17 protein-coding genes are annotated in these 18,236 nt (G+C 43.5%); 11 read left to right on the top strand and 6 right to left on the bottom strand.

Annotated elements, in window-relative coordinates; translation table 11 throughout:
• From A3766_RS14470 to A3766_RS14440, 8 genes are all read left to right on the top strand, one after another.
• The coding region (locus A3766_RS14470) for an Hpt domain-containing protein (protein ID WP_156508907.1) at window positions 1-4,264 on the top strand (4,264 nt) is incomplete at its 5' end.
• A 6-nt stretch (window positions 4,265-4,270) separates the two neighbouring features.
• On the top strand, window positions 4,271-5,365 hold the full coding sequence (locus A3766_RS14465; protein WP_197476144.1) for a chemotaxis protein CheB: 1,095 nt from the start codon (window positions 4,271-4,273) through the stop codon (window positions 5,363-5,365).
• Between the two features lie 2 nt (window positions 5,366-5,367).
• A complete protein-coding gene (locus A3766_RS14460) occupies window positions 5,368-5,823 on the top strand; it encodes a chemotaxis protein CheW (protein WP_068507350.1) in 456 nt (151 codons plus the stop codon).
• Window positions 5,820-6,737, top strand: coding sequence for a diguanylate cyclase domain-containing protein (locus A3766_RS14455; RefSeq protein ID WP_068508707.1), 918 nt, complete (start codon window positions 5,820-5,822; stop codon window positions 6,735-6,737). Before A3766_RS14460 ends, A3766_RS14455 begins: the two co-directional genes overlap by 4 nt.
• A 371-nt stretch (window positions 6,738-7,108) precedes the next feature.
• The gene (locus A3766_RS14450; protein ID WP_082870379.1) at window positions 7,109-8,008 is read left to right on the top strand and encodes a methyl-accepting chemotaxis protein; all 900 of its coding nucleotides are present in this window, start codon (window positions 7,109-7,111) and stop codon (window positions 8,006-8,008) included.
• Between the two features lie 241 nt (window positions 8,009-8,249).
• Complete coding sequence (locus A3766_RS29680; RefSeq protein WP_156490561.1) at window positions 8,250-8,420, top strand: hypothetical protein; 171 nt, start codon at window positions 8,250-8,252, stop codon at window positions 8,418-8,420.
• A gap of 119 nt (window positions 8,421-8,539) precedes the next feature.
• Complete coding sequence (gene folE, locus A3766_RS14445; protein ID WP_068508709.1) at window positions 8,540-9,097, top strand: GTP cyclohydrolase I FolE; 558 nt, start codon at window positions 8,540-8,542, stop codon at window positions 9,095-9,097.
• A 62-nt stretch (window positions 9,098-9,159) separates the two neighbouring features.
• Entirely contained in the window at window positions 9,160-11,088 is a 1,929-nt protein-coding gene (locus tag A3766_RS14440; protein ID WP_068642406.1) for a ribonuclease R family protein, read from the top strand.
• A 401-nt stretch (window positions 11,089-11,489) separates the two neighbouring features.
• Here A3766_RS14440 and A3766_RS14435 read toward each other — a convergent pair whose 3' ends face one another.
• The 3 genes from A3766_RS14435 to A3766_RS14425 form a co-directional block, all read right to left on the bottom strand.
• Complete coding sequence (locus A3766_RS14435; RefSeq protein ID WP_068508712.1) at window positions 11,490-12,137, bottom strand: TetR/AcrR family transcriptional regulator; 648 nt, start codon at window positions 12,135-12,137, stop codon at window positions 11,490-11,492.
• Between the two features lie 91 nt (window positions 12,138-12,228).
• On the bottom strand, window positions 12,229-13,029 hold the full coding sequence (locus tag A3766_RS14430) for an ion transporter (RefSeq protein WP_068508713.1): 801 nt from the start codon (window positions 13,027-13,029) through the stop codon (window positions 12,229-12,231).
• 76 nt (window positions 13,030-13,105) lie between these two features.
• Entirely contained in the window at window positions 13,106-14,329 is a 1,224-nt protein-coding gene (locus A3766_RS14425; protein WP_156508906.1) for a DUF445 domain-containing protein, read from the bottom strand.
• Window positions 14,330-14,586: 257 nt separating this feature from the next.
• Between A3766_RS14425 and aztA the strand changes: the two genes are divergently transcribed.
• The 3 genes from aztA to hisI are packed head-to-tail and all read left to right on the top strand — an operon-like array spanning window position 14,587 to window position 16,614.
• Window positions 14,587-15,318 carry a zinc ABC transporter ATP-binding protein AztA gene (aztA, locus tag A3766_RS14420; protein WP_068508717.1) on the top strand — a complete coding sequence of 244 codons (732 nt, stop codon included), beginning with the start codon at window positions 14,587-14,589 and terminating at the stop codon, window positions 15,316-15,318.
• Window positions 15,319-15,321: 3 nt separating this feature from the next.
• Entirely contained in the window at window positions 15,322-16,188 is an 867-nt protein-coding gene (locus A3766_RS14415; protein WP_068508719.1) for a metal ABC transporter permease, read from the top strand.
• Between the two features lie 24 nt (window positions 16,189-16,212).
• Window positions 16,213-16,614 (top strand): phosphoribosyl-AMP cyclohydrolase, encoded by a 402-nt coding sequence (gene hisI, locus A3766_RS14410; RefSeq protein ID WP_068508721.1) that lies wholly within the window; start codon window positions 16,213-16,215, stop codon window positions 16,612-16,614.
• A gap of 30 nt (window positions 16,615-16,644) precedes the next feature.
• On the opposite strand, the gene A3766_RS14405 is transcribed toward hisI, so the two are convergent.
• The 3 genes from A3766_RS14405 to A3766_RS14395 form a co-directional block, all read right to left on the bottom strand.
• Window positions 16,645-17,457 (bottom strand): ABC transporter substrate-binding protein, encoded by an 813-nt coding sequence (locus A3766_RS14405; RefSeq protein WP_068508723.1) that lies wholly within the window; start codon window positions 17,455-17,457, stop codon window positions 16,645-16,647.
• Between the two features lie 25 nt (window positions 17,458-17,482).
• Complete coding sequence (locus tag A3766_RS14400) at window positions 17,483-17,803, bottom strand: site-specific integrase (protein ID WP_068508725.1); 321 nt, start codon at window positions 17,801-17,803, stop codon at window positions 17,483-17,485.
• A 139-nt stretch (window positions 17,804-17,942) separates the two neighbouring features.
• Complete coding sequence (locus A3766_RS14395; RefSeq protein WP_068508728.1) at window positions 17,943-18,206, bottom strand: acyl-CoA-binding protein; 264 nt, start codon at window positions 18,204-18,206, stop codon at window positions 17,943-17,945.
• Between the last annotated feature and the right edge of the window lie 30 nt (window positions 18,207-18,236).

Genomic DNA, 18,236 nt, shown 5'->3' with positions numbered 1-18,236 from the left:
TATATTGCTGGATGCTGAAAGTATTCTTAACCAATGGGAACACAGCCCTGTATCCGTTAACGAGCTAACTAAACTTTACGGCGAAGTAAAAACACTCCACCGAGGCGCCAAGGTTGCCGGGCTTGAAAACATTGCAGAACTCTGTGAATGCCTGGAAAGCTGCTACGGCAGTATTGATATCGAAAATGATAGACCTAGCCCGGTTTTTGTTAATGATATCAAACGTGGTCACGAAGCATTGATCGATATGATGGATCAACTAGCAGCGGGTTTAACTCTAAACCTTGATAACAAGCTGCTTGCGGAATTACGCGAACATATTGCTGACCATAGCCATGTTATTGAAGATAGTCCGGTAGAAAGTCAAAGTGTATCAACTCAAGAAGATAGCTTAAACGAGAAGCTCGACCAGCTAGAGAAAGAGTTGGATGACGTATTACCTACCTACTCCGCTACCACAGATGAAGTGGAGGAAGAAGCAAGCGTTGAACTCGACGATGAAGCCATTATGGATGCCGATTTGGCTGAAATATTCCTCGAGGAAGCTAATGAGCTAGTCAATGGAATCAACCCTGCACTAGACAAACTTAAACAACAACCAGGTAATGAACACGTTATCCTGCAATTACAACGAGACATGCATACACTCAAAGGTGGTGCACGTTTGGCAGGCTTCGAAGCGGTTGGCGATTTAAGTGATATCCTTGAGAAACTATTTGAAAAACTAATCGATTACAAAGCTGATGCCTCCAGCCTGATGTTATCGCTACTTGAAGAGTCTTCGCAGGCTCTAGAAGCAATGCTTAAGTCTATCCAGGCTTTGCAACCTTGCCAGCCTCAAGATGAGCTGGTCACGAATATCACTTCAATTGTTGATGATTTGCGTGTTAACACCCCACTTGTTGAAGAAGATATCGCTCCAGAAAATGAACAGCCCTCTGAATCACAAACGACAAGTCCTAGCCAGGTCTTATTAGACTTGGATCCGGAATTAGCCGAGATATTTTTAGAAGAAGCCCAAGAAATAATCGACAGTTCTGGCGAACTATTGCACCAATGGGAATCCGACGTCTTTAATATCGAGGTTGTTGGCGAGCTACAGCGTGAATTGCACACCCTTAAAGGCGGTGCTCGAATGGCCGAAATCAACCCTATTGGTGATCTTGCACACGAACTGGAAACCTTATTCGAGTCTATTGTTAATAAGCAGCTTGATGCGACACAAGACATGACGGCTCTTTGCTTAAGCTGTCATGATGCCTTAGCTAATATGGTTGAAGCGGTTCAACAAGGTTCAGCTATCAATGGCGCAGATGAACTTCTCAATAAGATCAAGCAAGTCACCACTGGCTCACCAGTAGAGACTTCTGAGCCAGAAGAACTTGAAATCACAAGCCCTGTTGAAACACCGGTTGAAGAGCCTGAAAGCATTGAAGTCAGTGCGCCTACAACCATAGATGAAGATGATCTTGAAGCAGACCTACTTCCCTTATTTATAGACGAAAGCAAGGATATTCTTTCTGCTGCTGCCGAGTATTTGGAGCACTGGCGCGAGGATGAAGACTTCATCGAAGGTATTGTTGAGTTACAAAGGGAAATGCATACCCTGAAAGGGGGAGCGAGACTTGCTGACGTTGACCCGATCGGCGACTTAGCTGAAGCCGTCAACACTCGTTTAGAGCAGATGATAGACGGTCAACTAAATGACCCTGAAGGCTTGTACCATGCAATCGCTAAAGCATACCAAGAATTCACCGAAATGCTTGAATGCTTGATTCACGGAGAAGAATTAAAGCCTGCGCCTGAATTAATTGCTGAAGTGAATAAAGCGGGACTTAAAAGCGAAGTATCCAGTCCTTCCGAAACCGCAGCACCTATCGCAACATCTACGCTAGCACAAGCATTAGGCGACGATGTCGACCTAGAAGTGTTGGAGCTATTTGTCGAAGAAGCGCGCGAGCTAATCGAAGCGCTAGAAGAACAAATTTCCGAGTGGTCTAAGTCACCAAAAGAAGAAACGCCAAATTTAGAAATTCAACGCATACTTCATACCTTGAAGGGTGGAGCCAGACTTTCAAATTTGGCTAAATTAGCTGATGAGAGTCATGACTTGGAATCTCGTTTGCTCAAAGCTCAATCAAATAAGGAAGCATTTGAAGGAGCCCTTAAGGATTCTGTACTTAAGAGCCAGGATGAACTCCTGAAACTTGTCGATGAACTAGAAGCTCTAGCTTCAGGTGACGCACTAACTGAAGAACATGCAACACCTTCTAACACTAGCGAAACACCTAAAGCTGAACCAAGCAAAGCAGCCACGCCAAGTAAATCTATCGCTGCTGAAGAAACCGTCAAAGCAGCAAGACAAGCACCTGCGAAGAAAACCAAAACCTCTGACAAGCAAACACCAGCCGAGAATATTCAAGCAGTCCAAAAAGTGGCACCTCAAGAAACGATCCGTGTTTCTGCCAGCCTACTCGACTCCCTGGTTAACCTTGCAGGTGAGACCAGTATCTCGCGCGGTCGCTTGGAACAACAAATTAGTGACTTTGGCTTCACGCTGGAAGAAATGTCGGCAACCATTGAACGTCTACGTGAACAGCTTCGTCGTATGGATATGGAAACCGAAGCTCAAGTACTGTTCAGAGCCGAAAAAGAAGGTCTGAAAGCTCCCGACTATGAAGACTTCGATCCGCTTGAAATGGACAGATACTCTTCGATTCAGCAGCTTTCGCGAGCCTTAACGGAGTCAACATCAGACCTTCAGGACCTTCGAGATACCTTGTCTGACCGTTCACGAGATGCCGAGACTTTATTATTACAGCAATCCCGTATTAACTCAGAACTGCAAGAAGGCTTGATGAAAACACGGATGATACCGTTTTCATCAATTGTTCCAAGACTACGCCGTATCGTTCGCCAAATTGGTGGCGAGCTAGGTAAGCAAGTCGATTTTGATGCACTGAATACCGAAGGTGAAATGGATCGTTCCGTATTGGAAAGAATGGTCGCTCCGCTTGAACACATGTTACGTAACGCCCTCGATCATGGTATTGAAACTGTTAACGAGCGTAAAAAAGCTGGCAAACCAGAGAGTGGCACAATCACACTCTCTCTAATGCGTGAAGGCGGAAATATTGTCTTGAAGATGAAGGACGATGGCGCTGGAATTAACGACAAAGTTGTTCTAGATAAAGCGATAAAACAAGGGCTTGTACCCAAAAACACGAAACCTAGCCGCCATGAAATTATGCAATTTATCATGCACCAGGGTTTCAGTACGGCAGAAAAAGTGACGCAGATTTCCGGTCGAGGTGTCGGCATGGACGTTGTAGCCAGTGAAATCAAGCAAATGGGCGGCAGCATTGAAATCAATTCTGAGTTTGGTCACGGTACCGAGTTTGCTATTCGTCTACCCTTTACGGTATCCGTTAACCGAGCGCTGATGGTAAACATTGGTGAAGACTTCTACGCCATTCCTCTGAATACTATTGAAGGTATTGTTCGAGTCAGCCCTTATGAGCTGGAAGAATACTATAAACCTGATGCACCAATGTATGAATACGCTGGTCGCGAGTATCAGCTACAGTACCTAGGTAAACTACTACACAGCAGTCATCACCCTAAATTGCAGGGGCAACCACTCCCGCTACCCGTCATTCTGGTTAGAGGAAGTGACAAGCCTATGGCGCTACAGGTTGATAGCTTGATGGGCAGCCGTGAGATCGTTGTAAAAAGTCTTGGGCCTCAATTTGCCAATGTTCATGGAGCTTCTGGAGCAACTATTCTCGGTGACGGTAGCGTTGTCGTGATTCTTGACCTTCCTGCGCTCATTCGAGACGACATGGCAGGCATACTCGATTCTCTAAGTTCTAATGAAGATAACATTATTAAAGAGAAGCAAACGAAGACTGTCATGGTGGTCGATGACTCGGTTACTGTTAGGAAGGTTACCACGCGCTTGCTTGAACGAAATGGCTACGAAGTTATTACCGCGAAGGATGGTGTTGACGCTATAGCAACACTACAAGATCATAAACCTGATGTAATGCTTCTCGATATCGAAATGCCACGTATGGACGGTTTTGAGGTTGCAACACTGGTACGGCATGACGAACGCTTGAAAGATGTGCCAATCATCATGATTACCTCCCGAACCGGCCAAAAGCACAAAGAACGGGCACTTTCTATCGGTGTGAATGAATATCTTGGTAAGCCTTTCCAGGAACATGATTTACTGGAAAATATTGAGCGGTTCATTGGCTAAATGAATGTGCCGGAAGCGAGACCTAAGATCGGTGTCATATCGGATTGTGCCTTACAAAGGCACGTTCTGAGCAAAGCACTCAACGCTTTTGGCTTAAACCCTGTTATCAGTTGTGAGCCCGATATGCTTGCACAGCAACAAAGTGAAAAACTCGATCAGATCCAATGCTGGATTTTAGCTTTGCAAGAAGATACTTTTGAGTCGGTAGCGTTAGATGACATCATTGACCAAGCAGACAATATTCCTGTGCTCTTTGGTTTGGATAAAGCCCCAGGAAAACACGATGAGCAATATATTTCGTGGGAACGACGACTAGTCAGTAAACTAGAAGAGCATCTTGGTTGCATTGATATTCTAGAATCAGAAGACTCTATACTCGCTCTAGACTCCCAGGCCACCAATCACGTCGCAATAGATAAAGCTCAGTCTAAGCCCGTTTTCAGCCAGCCTTCAGACATCGAAAAGGCACCCAGACTGTCTCATCCGCCATCTAAAGACGTTTGGGTTCTAGCAGCCTCACTCGGTGGTCCTGCAGCGGTGAAAGAGTTCCTGGATGAAATTCCATCTACGATCAGAGCCGGCTTTCTTTATGCTCAGCATGTCGATGCCCACTTCTCGGGCGTACTAACACGCGTCTTAGGCCGTCATTCAATGCTCGACCTAAAGCCTATAACCGACTGCTGTTTAGTTAAAGATGGCGAAGTTCTCGTCGTTCCTGTCGACAATGAAGTCTGCTTTTCATCTAATGGTGTCTCAATTAGAGACAATGAATGGGAAGGACCCTATGGTCCATCAATTGACCATTTATTAAGAAATCTGTTTGCGCATTATGGAAAACGTTGCCATGTGATCGTATTTAGCGGCATGGGGAATGACGGCTCGTTGATGGCACCTACGATGCATAAGCAAGGCTGCTCAGTATGGACTCAAGCACCAGATGGGTGTGCGAATGGCTCGATGCCGCAATCTGTGATTGATCTTGAATGCAGTGCATACACCGCATCTCCAAAAGACCTGGCTCGAGCATTAATTAATAAAGTTGGCTGCTACAGTGCACCTGACGCCAGTGCTAGCAATTTAGAAACAAACAAAGGAGTTTAATTGTGTCGGATGCTCAAAGTGTTATCTCTAGCCTATATCTACCGGTTAGTAATACCCAGCTCTTATTACCTAACGTTAGCGTCGCTGAAGTAGTAGGCTATCAAGCGCCTGAAAACCGCGATACTAAGCCAGATTACTTTCTAGGTCTTGTATCCTGGCGTGGAATCAATATTCCTTTATTATCGTATGAAATCGCCAATGGGCTCTCAGCAGCCAAGGTCACACCCAACTCCAGAATTGCGGTAGTCAATACTATTGGTAAACACCAAAAAGACTTACCTTTTTTTGCTATTGTGACGCAAGGTATCCCCCGACTTGTAAAAGTAGGGAATGAGATATCTCAACAGTCTGACCGTAAGCCAGGAAAAGCTGACTCAGCAATGATCACACTGGATGGTGAAGAAGCTGTAATTCCAAATATTGAATACCTCGAATCATTAGCCTACGAGAACCTATGACTAAAGCAAAAGAGCACCTAAATAATGCTGCACTCTCCGGGCTGCTATTTTTCTGTGTGTTCTTTGCTATTAGCTTGTTTCTTAACGACCAAATAGCACAGAGTGTCCTATTTTTCATCTGCGCGCCTTGCTTTACAAAGGCTTTCTTCACTGCTCATCTTTCATCGCCCTCAAGAAAAAAACAACTCTTGATAGCCTGCACCGCACTGTGGGTCTGCATTGATATAACGCTAGTCAGCCATAGCCTTAGTGAATTCTCATTAGTTTTATATTGGCTGTTCCCTTTGGCAGCAGCAACGCTTATTTTAATTGGGGTAAAGTTTGGCTCGATTTTGTCATTGAGTGCGCTATGCCTCAGCTTCCCACTAACACCTGAAAACAACAGTAGCTCATTTTTCTTTCAGGCTTTATCGTTTGCATTATTTCTTAGCTTATTCTCGGTATTACTTACTTACCTTACCAAGCTAGAGAAAGATCTAAAACTCGCCACTAGAACTGACCCTTTAACCGGTTGCACAAGTATTCCTTATTTCAAACACAAACTAAAATCTGCCACCGAACTTCAACGACGCTATAAGGATCAGGTCACCTGCTTAAGCCTTAGCAGCGAATGTATGATTAAAAAGTATCGCGATCACGAACAGTGGCTAGTGGAAGTATCGCAGATTTGCCAAAGCCGGATACGCCAAACTGACGTAATCTGTAACTACACCAACAAACGCTTTCTAATTCTTTTACCTAATACAGATCTTGATAATGCCCATAACTTAGGCAAAGACTTAATACAGGCTTGTGAAGCTTACAAGTTTAGCTACCTTGCCAAACAAGATGAACCAGCTAAATTCCACTATGAGCTTTCAAGCTATTCCGATAATGACGACTGGGAAAGTTGGCTCAGTCAACTAACTCGGTGATCAATTAAGCTTATTCCTTAACTTTTTTACCAATTCCCAAGCAATTTAAGAATTAGTAGCTAAAATAAATAAAACGTAAGCACGAAACTGGCTCAGGTTTTTTCATTCAATGCCGATAATAGCATTGATATGGTTGCACTGATGAACATGGCAAGAACAAGCAAAACGTCATTTATCCCAGTGCCGAAACTTTAGGTTTTAACACCCGTTAAAACTATGTTTGATGAAACCAGTGATTACCAGCTCTAATAAAACAATGAGCAGGTAACTAACTCGACCAGATAAGTAACAAACAATAATTTTTGGAATGCCGATACTTTTGAATAAAAAGGCATCTTCAGATAACGCAACAAGTATATTCAGGTAAGGTTATGTTTGGATTAAATAAGAATGCATTGAAAGTAAATGAAGTTGCGATCGACAAAGTCGAGCTACAGTCATTAGAGCAAAAAGCGGCACTGCTTGATCAGTTTTTTAGTCAAGACCCTGCCTCCCAGATTCAAGAGCTCGCAGCTAGCGTTAACGAGAAGCTACAAGGCGGCTCAGACTTTGCAAGCGGTATTGAAGGCAGTTGCCAAGGCATGGAGTCTCTCGTAGGCGAAGGTCTGGCGATACACTCTTCTGCACAACAAGCCAGTGACGCGACCAACCAGGCATCTGATACATCCAAACAATGTAGCGCCGACATGAGACAGCTTGCAGATAACCTGGAAACCTCATCTCGATACATCTCTGAATTTACATCTTTGCTGGAAAGCTTGGATGAAAGTAATAAAACGATTAGTAAATTACTTGAGTCGATCAAAGCCATTGCCGACCAAACTAACTTGCTAGCACTCAACGCTGCGATCGAAGCAGCGCGAGCTGGCGAACACGGTCGAGGCTTTGCGGTTGTTGCCGATGAAGTACGACAGCTTGCAAACACCTCAAATGAGTCAGCAGAAGAAATCCAGGGTGAGATCACCAAGATCACCGAAATATCGAACTCGGTTATCTCGAAGCAGCAAGAAGTTGCTGAAGTCGTGAGTAGCAGCGTAACAATTGCTAATGAAACCATGAGTAATCTAGGTGGTTTGGAAGAAGTTGCTAGCAATAGTGCTGACGTAGTTAACACCCTTACTTCCAGCCTAAGCACTCAAGCTGATCAAACAGAACAAATTAAGAACGCACTGCAAGGTGCGATTGAAGGCGCATCAATCAACGCTAGCTCTGGCAGTCTCGATGAGCAATTCCAGGCACTGATCGATCAACTAAATGACTTACAGCGCTAGGTCGCTATAAACGACAGACTTTCGTCAGCTTTCTTTACAAGCGGCCAGCTTTAGTTTTATATTCAAGTTGGCCGCTTTCAAAATTAAATTTTTTTCCCATGTTATCCTTTTGTTTTTATTTACTTTATTTTCCCTCTCAGACATGTTCAAAATACTTGGCAGAGTAAATGCTTAACTATTATTTACCAAACAATCAAGCTCAGGTCTGATAATTCAGGGTAACCTGAATGGAGGTAGTAAAATGAGCCAAAGTACTTGCCCCACAATGCAATGCGATCTCGCCACCTTAGAGAAACTCTACCAAAACAAGTGCCTGCAAGCTGAAAAAGCAAAGGCTGGCACCAATACATTTATGTACCAAGTTCTTAAAGCGGAAGCAGATAATATTCGATTCGCAATTGATCGGTACTAATTGTCTCTTACTTTCTGCTAAACGCTATCTGCAAATTAGGTTGACCAAGTGGGAAAAGGCTTTCCCCAGCTATTCCAAGCATGTAAAATCCGGCATTTCCCACATCTTCGGTATTTCTTATGCTTGACGCCTTATCACAAAATTATAAAGCCATTATTGAAAGTCTTGGTGAAGACAGCTCTCGCGAAGGCTTATTAGATACACCGACTCGTGCAGCCAAGGCTATGCAATTTCTCACTCAGGGATATCAACAAAGCCTTGATGATATAGTAAATAACGCGGTGTTCGAGTCTGACAATGACCAAATGGTTATTGTAAAAGACATAGAGCTATACTCTCTTTGCGAACACCACCTACTGCCTTTTATTGGCAAGTGCCATATCGCTTATTTGCCAAACGGCAAGGTTTTGGGTCTGTCTAAATTTGCTCGTATTGTCGACATGTATGCGCGACGCTTCCAGATTCAGGAAAACCTCACTCGTCAAGTGGCTGAAACAATCCAGCAAGTGACTGGCGCAAAAGGTGTGGCTGTCATCATTGAGTCAAAACATATGTGTATGATGATGCGCGGTGTTGAAAAACAAAATTCAGTCATGAACACTTCCGTTATGCTGGGCGCTTTCAGACAGTCTCAGGCAACACGTAGTGAATTCCTAACGCTCGCAACCAACTCTTAAGAACATGTCGCTGTGTGTCTAGGATCGATACACAGCACTCTTGCCACCAACAGGTATGATCAATGCTAAAACTCGACTCACTTAATCAACTCAAGCAACTCAAGCAAGATATCAAAGCTAGTCGCAATCTCTGCATTGGGACAGTTAAAGGTTCTGCTTACAAATTTGGTTTTGTGACACTTGATACCAACCGAGACGTTTATCTTCCACCCGATGAAATGGAGCGCGTACTCCCTGGTGATAGAGTAGAAGTTGAAGTCATAAAAGATGCAAAGAACAAAAAGGTCGCTAAATTAGAAAGGCTAATTGAAAGCAACACCCAGTTCTTTTGTGGCAAATACATAGAGAAGGGTAAAGCTGCTTTTGTTGAGCCCGATATCCAAGGCATGTGTCGGTGGTTTTTTATTCCTCCTCAAAAGCGCAAAAAAGCCAAAGCGAAAGACCTGGTTGTCTGCAAGGTTACTCAACATCCTTTTAAGTCAGGGAAAGCACAAGCAAGCATTGTCGAGCTAATTGGTACCGACCAAGATATCGGTATCGAATCATTGTATGCCAGCAAGAAGCACCGCCTGGAAACAAGCTGGAGCAAAATCGAGCAAGAACAAGCAGATGCGATTTCAGAAGAACAGATAGCAGGTTTAAGCGAAGGGCGTAAAAACTATTGTGAACTTCCCTTTGTTACCATTGACTCGTCTTCTACGAAAGATATAGACGATGCCTTGTATGCAGAAAAAGCTGAGCAAGGTTGGTATATATATATTGCGATTGCCGACCCCTGCGCCATGATTGATGCCGGCTCAGCCATCGAGAAAAGTCTGATAAAACGCGCAAGTTCAGTCTACTTCCCCGGTCAGACTATCGCGATGCTTCCAGAAAAGCTGGGCAGTGATATCTGCTCTTTGGTAGAAGGTAAACCGCGTCTGGCCAAAGTAGTAAAAGCGACTGTAAGTGAGACTGGAGATATCGAAAGCTACGAGCTAGAACAAGCGCTTATTCAATCTCATAAAAAGCTTAGTTACGAAGTCGTTGGCAGCTTTATTGACCAAGGCGAAGCGCTAGACGAGTGCAGCAGCGATATTCAGGAAAGCCTGAAGCATCTTAAGACTATTGCCGATAAACGATCAGAATTCCGCAACAAGCACAACCTGATTCAAAAAGACCGTCAAGAGTTCTACCTCGAGCTGAATGACCAGGGAAAGATTGCAGAGATCAAACAGAAAGTATTCTCCAGCGCTCACCGTATAGTTGAAGAAGCGATGGTCGCTGCAAACTGTTGCATCGCAGAACTCATTTCCAAAAGCAAACTTCCCGGTATCTACATTAGCCATAAAGGCATACGTGCCGATCGCTTGGAAAGCTTGGATAAAGTACTGCAAGAAAACATTCCTGAGTACAAAGAAGATTCTTTAGCGTCTTTAGACAGCTTTGTTGAACTATCAAAACAGCTTTCCAGTAATGATGAGTTAACTCGCTACCAACTACTTATTTCTCGCCAGTTAGAGAAAAGCCAGCTAAGCCTAGAACCTGCGCCTCACTTCGGCATGGGATTGCAGCAGTATTGCAACTTCACCTCCCCCCTTAGAAAAGCCAGTGACTTTTTAGTACACCGCCAACTCGATGCGATTGCAGCCAACAATGAAAGCTACATTAACGAAGCTCAAATAGAAGCATTAAGTGAGAATTCGAGTAAAGCCAAAAGTGCCGTCTATGATGTTGAGCAATGGCTGAAGTGCCAGTATTTAGCTAAGAACAAACAAACCTTAAATGCTACGATTCATCGTGTCTTTTCTTCTGGTTTTCAAGTTCGTCTAGCAGAAACAGGTATTGAAGGATTTGTCTCAACCAAGGAGATGGAAGGGAAGTATAGCTTTAACCAAGACCTGCTTTGCATCACCAACAAAGAGCAGTCCTTCCAACTCGACCAAGCAGTACAAGTAAAACTCAAGCAAATCGACTGGTCTCGTAAACAAATTCAGTTCGAATTAGTTTAGACCGGCTACATCCTGGCCAAATTCTTGTCTGTCCTCAGCAGAGCCATGTAGGATATCTCCTACATGGCTTTAGGTTTTATCCTATTTTTTCCTACATGTAGTTTCCGTAATATACTCATCAAACGGAAGCAACATCAAACGGACTTGTTAGGGAAGGCAGGAGCCAATCTGAAGGATTCAGATAACTACACAGGGCAGTTGTAGATCAAGGAACGATAAGGCAAGGGACAATTGTGCTGCAGGAGCGGCTGAATAACTAAGGACAGTGGCAAAACAAGGATTTGTTCACGGATGTTCAATGGATACAATTAACTGATGGAACAGTAAAGGAAGCGCCTATTCTAGGGTATCGCACGGATTGCGATACCCATTCTATTTTCCCCTCTACGTCAATTCAGTCGCTAAGCTTTTACCAGACCAACTAAGCCCGCCACCATATACTCACTAATAATATTGATATAAGTCTCTAAATCTGTATCTTCTTGGCAATGCAAACCGCCATTCCAAATTGTACTAATCGCGCCATCAAAGGTCGCTTCTAAGCCCATCATTAAGTGCTCAATGGGCATATCAGGAAACATCCCACTCTTAATACCTGGCTCCAGTATTGAGCCAATGTAGGAGGCAAATAAATCGTCTAATTGGTCAAACTCGGCCCGTAATTCCGGGGTGAGGCGTTCTCTAAAGTCGACACGCTTACAATAAAACGAAACCCGCGCTTCAGCCGGATTATCAAGAAATTGCGCAAAGGAAGCGCGAATAATTTCACGAATGATATCTATTGCTTCTGAATGTGGTGGTAGCGCTTCGTAAGAGGCCAGCATACGACGCAAAAACGAGATTGAAATCTGAGCGTAAATCTCTTCTTTACAGGTAAAATGCTTATAAACGGTCCCTTTGCCTATCTCTGCTTTTTTGGAAATCTGCTCAACGGTCACAGTTTCCCAATGTGGGTTCTCAAACAAACTGATCGCCGCTTTGAGAATTTCCTGCTCCCTCTTAGCAAACTCAACCTGCTTTCGACTTAAGCCTTCACTTCCTTCCGACATTACACTCTCACAAACTTCAATTACGAATTAATTCAATCAGCCAGCTAGGTGACCGATAGTCATTAAGTCTAGTTCTAAATTCACAGCTATTCTAGTTTTTCTTAAGATCCACAATCATCTGTTTCATGCTTAAGATTTCAGCTTGAAGGTCACTAATAGTTGGCTCATCCTTTTTACTTTCTTGCCGCGCTTTAGCATGCTCTTCTTCCATCACATTAACGACAATACCAATTACCATATTGAGAAATGCAAAGGCTGTAAAAAAGATAAACGATAAGTAGTATATCCAGCTGAAGGGGTACACCTCCATCGTTTCATATTGAACATCAGTCCAATCTTCAAAGGTCATCACCCTAAACAAGGTCAGCATGGAAATAGCAATATTTCCCCATAAGTCAGGATTAATTGTTTGGAATAAAAAGCTTCCGACAGCAGCATAGATATAAAAGATGATAAACATCAAAAGCATGACATAGCCCAGCTGTGGCAAGGCCTTGATTAAAGAGTTAATCAAGATGCGCAACTCAGGAATCACCGATATCATCCTCAAAACTCTGAACACTCTGACCAAACGAGCCAACAATGCCATTTCAGAGTCGTCAATTGGTATCAGACTTATTACCACCACCAGCGTATCAAATACGTTCCAACCGCTTTTAAAGAAGTGCCGCTTATTTGGCTCAGCAACAAAACGAATAACGATTTCAACCAGAAAGAACAGGGTGATAAACAGATCCAGCATTTTGGTGAATGCTATGGCCTGCACAGGCAAATCGTAGGTTTTTGCGCCAATTTCCAAGGCGGAAATAATAATGATAAAAATAACAAAGAGCTCAAAAGCCCGATTGTTCTTGAGTTGGTAAAAAAGAGACTGTAGCGAAGAATAATTCATTAACTGCGTAAACTATAAAAAACTTGGATTAGGTAATACTTGGCGGCTATTTTACCGAAACAGAGGAAATAGTCACTTAAAGACTCTGACCAAATATATAAGCAAGCTGAGCCAAGCCAGCCATGGCACCAAGAATACCACCGATAATGATCAGTTTTATCTCATCTTCCTGAAAACAAGGCCTTAGTAGATCCTGAAATTCTTCAGAAGGGAGCTCCTTCATTCGTTGCGCCATGATATCCTGTACAACCTTGGCCCTCTCCTGGTTAAACAAAGGGTCACGCAGCGTAGTTTTTGACAAATCTACTGCCTTCAATCCGGCATCTTCTTTGAGTTCAGCAAAGCCTTTCGGCCCCATAGCGGCTTGAGTAAAAGGCTTAATCAAACCAACCGTATCATCTACCATGTTTTCAAAATGTCTTTGAATAATAGCCCTTGTACGCTTTGCTTCCGACCCTTTCAGCATGGCTTGGGCGATTTGATCAACTGTCAGGATTTCTTCAGTAATGATTTTACAAAAAGACTCTGATACATCGTCTTGCCGCTTTAAAAATAAACCGTGTATTGTCAGGCCTAAAAACTTAAAGGGCTTAACAGGCCGGAAAATCATATTCAACGCCACCCAGTTAGTCGCCCACCCCACCAAAAATCCGCATACTGGCAAGATCCACGGGTAGGGTAAGAAGTACCAAAGTATTAACTGGGGAAGCCCAAACAAAAAGCCAAACCAGAGGCCGCTTTTTATAATAAAGCGAAACTCCTGAGCCCCGCATTCGAGAAAGATTTTATTCAGCAGCGTTTTATCATCTTCCAGCTTCTCGATAACCATCAGCTTAAGATCAAACAATGACTCTATCTTTGGCCCGATATCCTCGACAAGATTCTGCATAATTCTCGGCAGTTGACTCTTTACCCTCTCATAAACCAGCTCTTTAACGGGTCTTGGTAGATTTTGCCAAAGCGTTCGATGGCGCTTAAGCATAATTTCATCAACTAGTTCTTCAGTGCGAGGAGCAAGTGACTCGAGAATATGCTCGCCAATTAGAGCAGGGCTCATTTGCTCAACAATATCAGAGACTGAGCCAATTCTGGACAAGGTTGAATCAACACTGATTTCCGCCATCTTCCTAGCCTTTGAGGGAATAATTCCCTGCCAGCCAAAAATGGGCCGAATGCCCCAGAATTTGATCGGATAAAAAGTAAGCTTAATGGCTAACCAGTTGGTGATGAATCCAACAATTCCCGCAATAAAGGGAATGCTTGCCAACTTGAGTAGCTCGAAGTATGAGTTCACTTCCATAATGACAGATACGTTTTGTAATTGTTATTTGGGAATAATCGTCGCGCTCAGCCCCAATAATTTAACGCTTCAAGGCCAGCCAGATTGCAATTTAGCATGCTATCACATAGGATTCACGGATTGTGTTCTACTTTAATAACAGGCTGATTATGTCACGTCGAAGCTTACTGGAAATTGGCCTTGTTCAACGCCTTGCCCTCGCGGCCTCGCTAAGTGCAGTACTAATTTATTGTGTCTACAGTGTCACCAGGTAGATAATGATTTTATCTTTCCGAAATCTAACGCTCGGCTACGAAGCGCACCCCGCTGTTCACCACCTTTCTGCCAGCATTGATAAAGGCATGCTTGTTGCCCTTGTTGGGCCTAACGGTGCAGGTAAATCGACACTGCTTAAAGGTATTATGGGGCAACTTGCTCCCTTAGAAGGTGATATTCAATTTGGACCCGTCGAGAAAGATGATATTGCTTATCTTCCTCAACAAAACATGGTCGATAGAAGCTTCCCTATTACAGTTCAGGAAATGGTCGCTCTTGGCGCCTGGAAACATATGGGTGCTTTCGGGCGATTACGTAGCAAGCATAAAAAGCAAGTCGCACAAGCGCTGCAGCAACTGGGTTTATCAGGGTTTGAAAAACGCTTGATCGGATCTCTTTCAGGAGGGCAAATGCAGCGCGTTTTGTTCGCACGCTTGCTCGTTCAAGAAGCCAACCTAATATTATTAGATGAGCCTTTTACCGGCGTAGACAGCCGAACAACACATGACCTACTACACTTGATTCAACACTGGCATGAACAGGGTAAAACGATTGTTGCAGTACTCCATGACCTTGAGCAAGTAAAGTCTCACTTCCCACATTGCCTTTTGTTATCGCGAGAGCCCATCGCTTTTGGGCCAACTGCCGACGTATTGACTGAGCAAAACTGGCAACGAGCACGACAACTCAACGAAGCCTTTGATGAAAACGCCGTGTATTGCGGGGCTCACTAACAGATGTTCGATCTTTTTATTGCGCCAATTTTAGACTTCTCATTTATGCAACGCGCTATCGTTGGCTGCCTTGCGATTGCGATTAGCGCAGCGCCTATTGGCGTTTTTCTGATGTTAAGACGCATGAGTTTAACTGGCGACGCCATGGCACACGCAATATTGCCCGGTGCAGCGGCAGGCTTTTTTCTGGCCGGCTTATCTATTCAGGCAATGACCATCGGCGGGATTATCGCAGGCTGCCTTGTTGCGCTATTTTCCGGTTTCGTCTCTCGTATGACCGATGTCGCTGAAGATGCCAGCATGGCTGCCTTTTATCTTATTTCTCTGGCAGCAGGCGTCCTGATTATTTCAATTAACGGTAGTCAGGTTGATTTACTACACGTACTTTTCGGTTCCGCGCTGGCTTTGAACAACGAAGCTTTATATTTGCTTGCCGGGGTTTCTACAATTACCTTAATTACACTTGCTCTGCTGTTCAGACCGTTGGTTCTTGAGTGTATGGACAGGCTTTTCCTGCAATCAGTCAGTCGACTAAGTCCAATTGCTCACTTTGCCTTCCTGGTGCTAGTTGTTCTAAACCTTGTTGCCGGCTTTAACGCCCTTGGTACCTTAATGTCTGTGGGTATGATGATTTTGCCTGCAGCCTCTGCAAGGTATTGGGTCAAGAGCCTCGATATGATGCTTTTGGCGTCCTCTTGTTTTGCAATTCTCTGTTGTTATATCGGCTTACTCTTGTCATACCATGCTGGCTGGCCAACCGGGCCGGCGATCATACTGACACTTGGTATGCTCTACGTCTTGTCGTTTTCATTAGGACTTAATGGTAGCCTTTTATCTCGACTTGCCAAACCCAAACATCTCAGCGCATAACTCGTAAATATAGGTAATTTAAATATGAAGTCCTGGTTTAAATCGATCGAAAACGATGCTGAAGGCACCTCCTATCCCTTAGATAAAGTATTAAACGAACTAAACTTCTCTGAAGAGGGTTTAATACCCGTAATAGCCCAGGACCATGAGACGAGAGAGGTGCTAATGTTTGCCTGGATGAATCGCGAGTCATTAAAAGAAACTCTCGAAACCTCCAAGATGTGCTATTGGTCCCGTTCGCGAAAGTCTTTATGGCGCAAAGGAGAAAGCTCTGGCCACTGGCAAAGCCTGGTATCGATGAGAACGGATTGCGACGGTGATGTACTACTAGCCCTGGTCACACAAGATGAAGCAGCTTGTCACACTCATCGTAGAAGTTGCTTCTACCTGAAGTTTGAGCAAGGCGAGGTGGTCATCGCCTCATAAGCTTTCTGCTTTCTGCTTTCTTCGTTTACATCAGTGCTGATACAAATTACTTAAGTGGTCGTATTTATCCAGGATTTCTTGATAGCGACCACTTGATTTAATTTCTGACAAACCACGATCAAAGTCATCTCTGACCAGCTTATCTCGGAATAAAAACGGGTAATGACTTGGTTTAAATAAGGGGTGAAATCTGACCTTTTGACTAAAGCGCTGCTTTGCCAAGCGAGAGTAGCGATCTCCCTGATTTGCCTTATACCAATAATATCCAAAAATACTCTTATCCATCACGATAAAATCAAGCTCTCTGATAAAGAGTAGATTTATCTGAAAATCTTGTTTTGGAACTTCTTGATAATGCCGGTTTGTGCGTGCCATCACAGCATATTCTTTACCCAGAAAGTCTTTCGCTTTTTGAAAACCTACAACCGTTTTATCTTGAAGAAAAGACATAGATATATCTTCAGGGTAGTTCTTGGATGCCAGACTTATTGCGTAGTTTTGAAATGTCACCACGGCTTGGGACAAATAACCACTCTTAACAACATTGGCCTTTGCATTCATCACGGCATCTAACTGCGCATCATCAAACAACTTATATGCTCGCTCAAATGGCACATAAACCGGACGTATATCATAACGCTCAGGATCGAGGCTCGCTCGCAATATATCTAACTCGATGCCTGAGTCAGTTTCTTTAATCACCCAAGGAGGAATTGACATGCTAATGCCAATCTCAAATGGCTGAGGAGCATCTGATTGTACTGTGGAAGGGTCCTTGGCATGCAAGGATAATGAGACACTAGATACTAAAAAGGCGAAAAAAGCGTAGATGAATCTAAACATTGCTTCCTCCGCCTGATAATGAAAATTAACTATCCTTGGGAACTATCTCCGTCCTTTTCAAAGGCTTCTTTAAAACCTTTTCATATAAGAATAATAGTGCTTCTCGAGCTTGATTCAAGCGCGCGCGGGAAAGAGACATATTTTTTACCAAATAGCGTAAAAACTCTTTCACATTAGATTCACTTAAATAACGCGGGCTCCGCAAATCATAATAAGCTAAATACTGCGTAATCCAGTGCTGGTAAGTATGAATGGTTCTGGCACTCAAATGTTGGTGCTTTACCGCTTCAGCCAAGTCTACTGACAACCCCGGTTGACATTCGTCCAATGCAACTGCTGTACTCATATTGATTCCTTTTACTGCTTATAGAGACCTATATGCTTCTTCACTTTCCTTGTGTTGATCTCTTATAATTATTATTTTTTTTATCGTGGACACTGCTATTAACCAGCCTGAGACACAGACTGGTTAGAGACGCTGTAATTTACGCCTTTAATGTTTCAACTTCATTAATGTATTTTTGCATTGCCGCATCAGAAGTCGTTCCTTTCAACTCTTCCCATGCAACATATTTTGCACGTGCAACGAAGTCCATCATACCTGGCTTTTTACCTGAAACGTCACCTTCAGTTGCTTGCTTATACAAAGCATACATCTGCAACTTCTGCTCGTTTGAAAGCTGAACGTCACCTTCCGAGTTTTGAACAAAGTTTACGGTATCTTCAAATTGTTGCTTTAAATCGCTCATAACTTACTCCTGTTAATTTGGCGCGATTAT

Source organism: Oleiphilus sp. HI0132 (assembly GCF_001635845.1).
Note: the sequence above shows the minus strand (reverse complement) of the source record. Positions and strands in the feature narration are given on the sequence as shown.

Coding starts and splice junctions, on each gene's coding strand:
- A3766_RS14435 (WP_068508712.1), bottom strand. CDS start 12,137: ATGTCGGAAGGAAGTGAAGGCTTAAGTCGAAAGCAGGTTGAGTTTGCT.
- A3766_RS29680 (WP_156490561.1), top strand. CDS start 8,250: ATGAGCCAAAGTACTTGCCCCACAATGCAATGCGATCTCGCCACCTTA.
- A3766_RS14405 (WP_068508723.1), bottom strand. CDS start 17,457: ATGTTTAGATTCATCTACGCTTTTTTCGCCTTTTTAGTATCTAGTGTC.
- hisI (WP_068508721.1), top strand. CDS start 16,213: ATGAAGTCCTGGTTTAAATCGATCGAAAACGATGCTGAAGGCACCTCC.
- A3766_RS14415 (WP_068508719.1), top strand. CDS start 15,322: ATGTTCGATCTTTTTATTGCGCCAATTTTAGACTTCTCATTTATGCAA.
- A3766_RS14430 (WP_068508713.1), bottom strand. CDS start 13,029: ATGAATTATTCTTCGCTACAGTCTCTTTTTTACCAACTCAAGAACAAT.
- A3766_RS14400 (WP_068508725.1), bottom strand. CDS start 17,803: ATGAGTACAGCAGTTGCATTGGACGAATGTCAACCGGGGTTGTCAGTA.
- A3766_RS14395 (WP_068508728.1), bottom strand. CDS start 18,206: ATGAGCGATTTAAAGCAACAATTTGAAGATACCGTAAACTTTGTTCAA.
- aztA (WP_068508717.1), top strand. CDS start 14,587: ATGATTTTATCTTTCCGAAATCTAACGCTCGGCTACGAAGCGCACCCC.
- folE (WP_068508709.1), top strand. CDS start 8,540: ATGCTTGACGCCTTATCACAAAATTATAAAGCCATTATTGAAAGTCTT.
- A3766_RS14425 (WP_156508906.1), bottom strand. CDS start 14,329: ATGGAAGTGAACTCATACTTCGAGCTACTCAAGTTGGCAAGCATTCCC.
- A3766_RS14450 (WP_082870379.1), top strand. CDS start 7,109: ATGTTTGGATTAAATAAGAATGCATTGAAAGTAAATGAAGTTGCGATC.
- A3766_RS14455 (WP_068508707.1), top strand. CDS start 5,820: ATGACTAAAGCAAAAGAGCACCTAAATAATGCTGCACTCTCCGGGCTG.
- A3766_RS14440 (WP_068642406.1), top strand. CDS start 9,160: ATGCTAAAACTCGACTCACTTAATCAACTCAAGCAACTCAAGCAAGAT.